Origin of the sequence: Streptococcus sp. HSISS2 (assembly GCF_000448665.1) — a bacterium.
Classification (GTDB): domain Bacteria; phylum Bacillota; class Bacilli; order Lactobacillales; family Streptococcaceae; genus Streptococcus; species Streptococcus raffinosi.
In genome coordinates this window covers 1,026,325-1,032,729 of record NZ_CM002133.1, presented here as the reverse complement: position 1 = coordinate 1,032,729, position 6,405 = coordinate 1,026,325, and the positions used below count along the sequence as shown (strand labels likewise).

7 protein-coding genes are annotated in these 6,405 nt (G+C 39.7%); 6 read left to right on the top strand and 1 reads right to left on the bottom strand.

The genetic code is table 11. The features are described 5' to 3' along the window. The coding region (locus HSISS2_RS04535; RefSeq protein WP_042767004.1) for a DEAD/DEAH box helicase at positions 1 to 255 on the bottom strand (255 nt) is incomplete at its 3' end. Between the two features lie 91 nt (positions 256 to 346). Between HSISS2_RS04535 and udk the strand changes: the two genes are divergently transcribed. The 6 genes from udk to HSISS2_RS04505 all read left to right on the top strand — a co-directional run. Next, on the top strand, positions 347 to 982 hold the full coding sequence (gene udk / locus HSISS2_RS04530; protein WP_008534308.1) for a uridine kinase: 636 nt from the start codon (positions 347 to 349) through the stop codon (positions 980 to 982). 36 nt (positions 983 to 1,018) lie between these two features. Beyond that, positions 1,019 to 2,938 carry an ABC-F family ATP-binding cassette domain-containing protein gene (locus HSISS2_RS04525; protein ID WP_021145609.1) on the top strand — a complete coding sequence of 640 codons (1,920 nt, stop codon included), beginning with the start codon at positions 1,019 to 1,021 and terminating at the stop codon, positions 2,936 to 2,938. An 89-nt stretch (positions 2,939 to 3,027) separates the two neighbouring features. Further along, positions 3,028 to 3,288 carry a YiaA/YiaB family inner membrane protein gene (locus HSISS2_RS04520; protein WP_002883990.1) on the top strand — a complete coding sequence of 87 codons (261 nt, stop codon included), beginning with the start codon at positions 3,028 to 3,030 and terminating at the stop codon, positions 3,286 to 3,288. 70 nt (positions 3,289 to 3,358) lie between these two features. Further along, positions 3,359 to 3,598, top strand: a complete 240-nt coding sequence (locus tag HSISS2_RS04515; RefSeq protein WP_021145608.1) for a hypothetical protein — start codon at positions 3,359 to 3,361, stop codon at positions 3,596 to 3,598. 349 nt (positions 3,599 to 3,947) lie between these two features. After that, complete coding sequence (locus HSISS2_RS04510; RefSeq protein ID WP_021145607.1) at positions 3,948 to 4,667, top strand: alpha/beta fold hydrolase; 720 nt, start codon at positions 3,948 to 3,950, stop codon at positions 4,665 to 4,667. Beyond that, positions 4,664 to 6,405 (top strand): lysylphosphatidylglycerol synthase domain-containing protein (locus HSISS2_RS04505; RefSeq protein ID WP_042767212.1); only part of this gene is annotated, 1,742 nt, incomplete at its 3' end. The genes HSISS2_RS04510 and HSISS2_RS04505, both read left to right, overlap by 4 nt.

Genomic DNA, 6,405 nt, shown 5'->3' with positions numbered 1-6,405 from the left:
GGTCACATCAAAAATTTGTCCAGCAAGCTCAGAATTGGGTGCTAGGATAAGCAATTGCTGAGCTTTTTTTGGCTTTAGAGAAAGGAGAAGTGGGAGGAGGTAGGCCAGAGTCTTACCTGTTCCAGTTGGGCTGATACCCAAAACATTGTCCCCTTCTGTAATTGGTGCAAAGAGTTCTTTTTGAATGGCAGTTTCTGTTGTGATTCCTTTTTCTTTAAGGAGGTCTTGCCATTGTTCAGGAAAGTTTGTAAACATAAAAGTCTCATTTTCTATATGGATTTGCTTTTATTATATCATGATTTAGTGTAGAATAGATGAGAAAGACTCTATTAGATAGGAATTTACCATGCCTAAAAAACCGATTATTATTGGGGTTACGGGTGGCTCTGGTGGTGGTAAGACCAGTGTTTCTCGTGCCATTTTATCCAATTTTCCAGATGAAAAAATTGCCATGATTGAACATGACTCGTACTATAAGGATCAGTCTCATTTGACTTTTGAGGAGCGTGTGTCAACTAACTATGACCATCCCTTTGCCTTTGATACAGATCTCATGATTGAACATATCAATGAGTTGATTGCTGGGCGTCCGGTGGATATTCCGATTTATGATTATACGCAACACACTCGTAGTGCCAAGACTTATCGTCAGGAGCCTCAGGATGTTTTCATCGTTGAAGGGATTCTAGTACTTGAGGATAAACGCTTGCGTGATTTGATGGATATCAAGCTCTTTGTAGATACTGATGATGACATTCGTATTATTCGCCGTATCAAGCGTGATATGGAAGAACGTGGTCGTAGCTTGGATAGTATTATTGAGCAATATATCAGTGTTGTAAAACCCATGTACCACCAGTTTATCGAGCCTACGAAACGTTATGCGGATGTGGTCATTCCTGAAGGTGTCACAAATACTGTTGCTATCGATTTGATAAATACTAAGGTAGCAAGCATCTTGAAAGAAAGTAAGGAAGCCTAAGCAAGAGCTTGGCTTTTTTGGTATAATTAAAACATTATGATTATTTTACAAGGAAACAAAATAGAGCGCTCTTTTTCAGGAGATGTGCTCTTTGATAATATTAATATTCAGGTGGATGAGCGAGATCGTATTGCCCTTGTTGGACGTAACGGTGCTGGGAAATCAACCTTATTGAAAATCCTAGTTGGAGAGGAAGCGCCGACAAGTGGTGAGATTAATACGAAACGTGATTTGAACCTGTCTTATCTGGCTCAGGATAGTCGTTTTGAGTCTAGCAATACCATTTACGCTGAAATGTTAAATGTTTTTGCCAGTCTTCGTGCCGATGAAAAACGTCTGCGTGACATGGAAATGAAGATGGCTGAGTTGACTGGGGCAGACTTGGACAAGCTAATGACCGACTATGATCGCCTTTCCGAGGATTTCAGACAAAGAGGTGGTTTTACTTACGAATCTGATATCAGAGCCATTCTCAATGGTTTCAAGTTTGATGAAAGCATGTGGGAGATGCCTATTTCAGATCTTTCTGGAGGACAGAATACCCGCCTGGCCTTGGCTAAAATGTTGCTAGAGAAGCCTGAACTTTTGGTACTGGATGAACCGACTAACCACTTGGATATCGAAACTATCGCCTGGTTGGAGAATTACCTAGTTAATTATCAGGGTGCTCTAATCATTGTCAGTCACGACCGTTATTTTTTGGATAAGGTAGCGACAGTAACCCTAGATTTGACCAAACATAGCTTGGATCGTTATGTCGGAAACTATTCAACATTCATGGATCTCAAGGCTGAAAAGTTGGCCACTGAAGCCAAAAACTTCGAAAAGCAACAAAAAGAAATTGCTAAGCTGGAGGACTTTGTTAATCGTAATATTGTCCGTGCCTCTACAACCAAGCGTGCCCAGGCCCGTCGTAAACAACTTGAGAAAATGGAAAGACTGGATAAGCCAACAGAAGGCCAAAAGTCAGCCAATATGACTTTCCATGCGGACAAGGTCTCCGGGAATGTGGTCTTGACAGTTAGGGATGCTGCCATTGGTTACGATGATGAGATTCTTTCGGAGCCTATTTCTCTGGATGTTAAGAAGATGGATGCCATTGCCATTGTAGGGCCTAATGGTATTGGCAAAACGACCTTTATCAAGTCGGTAGTGGGGCAATTGCCTTTTATCAAGGGAACGTCGACCTATGGTGCCAATGTTGAAGTAGGTTATTATGATCAAACCCAATCTGCCTTGACGCCCTCAAATACTGTCCTTGATGAGTTGTGGAATGATTTTGCAACCACTCCTGAAGTTGAGATTCGTAACCGTCTGGGTGCTTTTCTCTTCTCAGGTGATGACGTCAAAAAGTCGGTTTCCATGCTTTCTGGTGGGGAGAAGGCTCGCCTGCTCCTAGCCAAACTATCAATGGAAAACAATAACTTCCTGATTCTGGATGAACCGACCAACCACTTGGACATTGATAGCAAGGAAGTCTTGGAAAATGCCCTTATTGACTTTGATGGAACGCTTCTCTTTGTCAGCCATGACCGTTACTTTATCAACCGTGTGGCCACTAAAGTGATGGAAATTTCTGAGGATGGGGCAACCATTTATCTTGGGGATTATGATTATTATCTTGAGAAGAAGGCTGAGCTTGAAGAGTTGGCACGACTTGAGGCGGAAGAAAATCAAGGACAAGAAGAGGTTCAAGTAGCTTCGGCAGGTGCTAATGATTATCAAGCTCAAAAAGTCAATCAGAAAGAGATGCGTAAACTAAGCCGACGCATTGAACAAATTGAAAACGAGCTAGAGACCATTGAAGAACGCTTGGAGGAAATCTCTGCTGCCATGCTTGAAACCAATGACGTGGCGGAATTATCTGACTTGCAGAAAGAGCTGGATGAGTTATCAGTCAATCAAGAGGCTCTGATGGAAGAGTGGAGCGACTTATCAGAACAATTGGAAGGTTAAGGAAATATGAGAGCCTTTTCATGTTTTGAGTTGTGAAAGGCTTACATTGTTGGTATAATGGTCTTAGTATATAAAAGGAGACTAGCTTTATGAACAAAGTAAAGAAAAAAGTGTATCGTAACACAACATCTTTCAACATGATGGCTTGGGGATCATTTGCCTTCTTTGTAATCTTGATGTTGGTAGGCCTCTATACCCTTAAAGAGCCTTTGATGGTTAAGGGTTACTACCTCATGGGATGTGTTGGCTTGATTTCATCTTCCTTTACAGTATCTAAGGTTGTCCGTGATAATCAAGAAGATGAAGAAAACTATAACAAACTCATCGCCCAACAAACTTTCGAACAATAAGAGGAGGAGCCTGAAAAGGCTTTTTCTTTTTGAATAGTGCCATTTAATTATTTACCCAAATAATCAAAAAGTGTCTTTAGTAAATATAGATGATTATAATAAAAACCATCTTGCATATGAAATTGATTTTCATGATTATAAAAATTTTTATATTTTAGATACTCAAAATCATCAAATTTCTGAGAAAACAAAATATGATAATGAAGAGAATACCGTAGTAACCACTGCTTCTTATACAGAAGATATGAATACAGCAATTGATTTTACATTTGATTTTGGTGAAGGTGGTAGTTATTTAATGCATGCATAGAATACAAGAAATACAAATAATTTCTTCGTAAAACAATCGAAGAAAGCTAGACGAGACTTCCTGTTGTGAGAAAAGTGGTTGAATCATTATAGAATTAGTCATGGAACTTCGAAGAAGGTCGCTGACGTCCGTACTCACTTAAGGGAAGTCTCAAAAAGATTTTATTTATAGAAGCCTGAAAAGGCTTTTTCTTTTTTGCAGAAAATGCACAAATATTCTGACTCTTACCTAAGGGAAGTGTTATAATGGAATGAGAGGGTCTGAGCACCTTGTTTTATGGTATCGGACCTTATGCCTTATAAGACTAATCATCGTATAAGAATACGGTAGTGAAAAGGTAGGTAATATTATGGAATTCAAAGTTAAAGATGGTCAAATCATCTATTATCGGGATCTTGGTAAGGGTTTTCCAATTGTCTTTTTACATGGCAATAATTTGTCTGGAAACTACTTTGCTAAGCAAGGAATTCTATATCGAGACTATCGCTTAATTTTTATTGATAGTCGTAATCACGGTAGATCCAGTCGTCAGAGTGTTAAGATGACCTTTGAACAGATGGCTGCCGATTTGGAGGAAATTTTGCAATTTTTAAATATCAAAAAGGCCTTGTTTGTTGGTCACAGTGATGGGGCCAATCTAGCTATGGTTTATGCTAGTCGCTTTCCTGACCGGATTGCGGGTCTCTTACTAAATGCGGGTAACATGACCTTTAATGGCTTGACCAGACGTTCTAGGTTCTTGGTTCATTTACAATATCTTTGTTTGAAGGCCTTATCGCCATTTTCAGCTAAAATGGATATTATGGCAAAAGTAACAGGTCTCATGTTGCATGATTTACCCTTGGATAGGGAGCAATTACACAAGGCACCCTATCCTGTTTGGGTGGTTATGGGGCAAAGGGATGTTATTAGTTTTAGGCATTCCAAAGAGATTTCGGAACTCTTTCCGATTCATAAGCTGTATGTTGAGCGTCGGCAAGGACACCGTTTAGCTCAACGAAAATACAAGGTCTTTAATCAAATGATTCGTGATTTAGTGAGAATTAGTCGAAAAGAGGTGGTGGCATGAAGAGTCTTTTGGAGAGATTACAACCTTTAAAAACAGCAATCAAATCCATCTTCTTTATCTCAATTACGGTTCTTGTCGTTATTGAACTGGTCCGGTTGAAGCGAACCATTACATTAGAATCGTTAGAATCGGCTCTGTCAGGCTTGTCTATTTGGCACCTTATTCTCATGATTATAATTGGGTTAGTCGCCGTACTCCCCATGTTGTTTTATGATTTAATCCTGAATAAGGAGTTAGAGACGGATTATTCCAAACCCTATATTTTAGAGACGAGTTGGGCGGTTAATACGATTAATAACCTGGCTGGTTTTGCTGGTTTGGTTGATGTCGGTTTACGGTATTCTTTCTATTCTGAGGATGGGCAGGAAAAGACGGGTATTAAAGCACTGTCACGTTTATTGCCTTACTTTATGTCGGGATTGTCACTCTTGAGTGGCTTGGTATTTGTTAGTTTTTGGTTTCTTCCTCTGAGTCCAGATTTAAGAAAGTATTGGCTGCTTTTGTTAGGGATTTTCCTTTATTTGCCCTTTATTTTCTTTATTTCCAGTCGGGAAAAGTTGGCCTATTTTGGGCAGGTACCTTTGAAAACGAGGCTAAGTCTTCTTTTGGCTTCTACAGCTGAGTGGGGAACTGCTCTTGGGAGCTTTGTCAGTGTCGCCTATTTGATGGGATTACATGTTCATCTTTACAATCTGATTCCGCTCTACCTGCTAGCTGTTATCATTGGTATTTTCTCAATGATTCCAGGAGGGATTGGTAGTTTTGATCTTATTGTCATTACTGGTTTGACATCCATGGGTGTTAGTAATGCCATGGCGGTTAGCTTGCTCTTACTTTATCGTTTGACTTACTATGTCATTCCATTCTTATTGGGAGTTGTCTTCTTTTTCAAACACATGGGAGGACGTATTAACGATAAGTACTTTAGGGTTTCTTCACGGGTATTTGCAGGGAGCCTATACCGTTTCTTGGTCTATCTCTTGCGTTTTTTGGGAATCTTCTTGATTTTGTCAGCTTTAATTCCAGATCGGTTGGCTTATGTCTATTTGATTAACCGATTTGATCCAATTCAGGAACAGTTGATTTGGCAGTTCCCAAGTATTTTATTTGGAACCCTCTTTATTTTCATGGCTCGTCTCATTAAGCGTCGGGTTAAGGGAGCATTTCCTGCCTCTTTATTAACCTTTGTCTTAGCCTTGATTTATGTCAATCTTAATGGCATTTCCTGGGCCATGACCTTCTTGATTTCACTTTCTTTGGTGATTGTGCTAATTATCAGAAAGAAATTGATCCATCGTTATTTTGTGTATAGCTGGGAAGATAAGACTAAAGATTTCCTCTTTCTTGCCTTTACTATTTTGGTTCTCCTTGTTTTAGGGGGAAATGGCTTCTGGTCTCATCTCTTGCCACCGAAGAGCCGTGATGTTCTTGGACATTTTATCCATATCTGGTTTAATATTTTATTGGCAGCTGTCATCATTGCAACCATTGTTTGGGGGCTCTTGAAAATTTTGGCACCTCGTAAGACTTTCGGTCAAAAAATGGATGATGAACGTTTTACAGCTCTTTTGTCAAAATATGGAGGTGCATCAGAAAGTGCTTTGGCTTACCTACATGACAAACACCTCTTTTGGTATCGTGTTGATGGACAGGACCAAGTAGTTTTCCAATTCGCTCAAACCAGTAACAAGTGCGTGGTTATGGGAAATCCGATTGGGAATGAAGATTATTATCGACC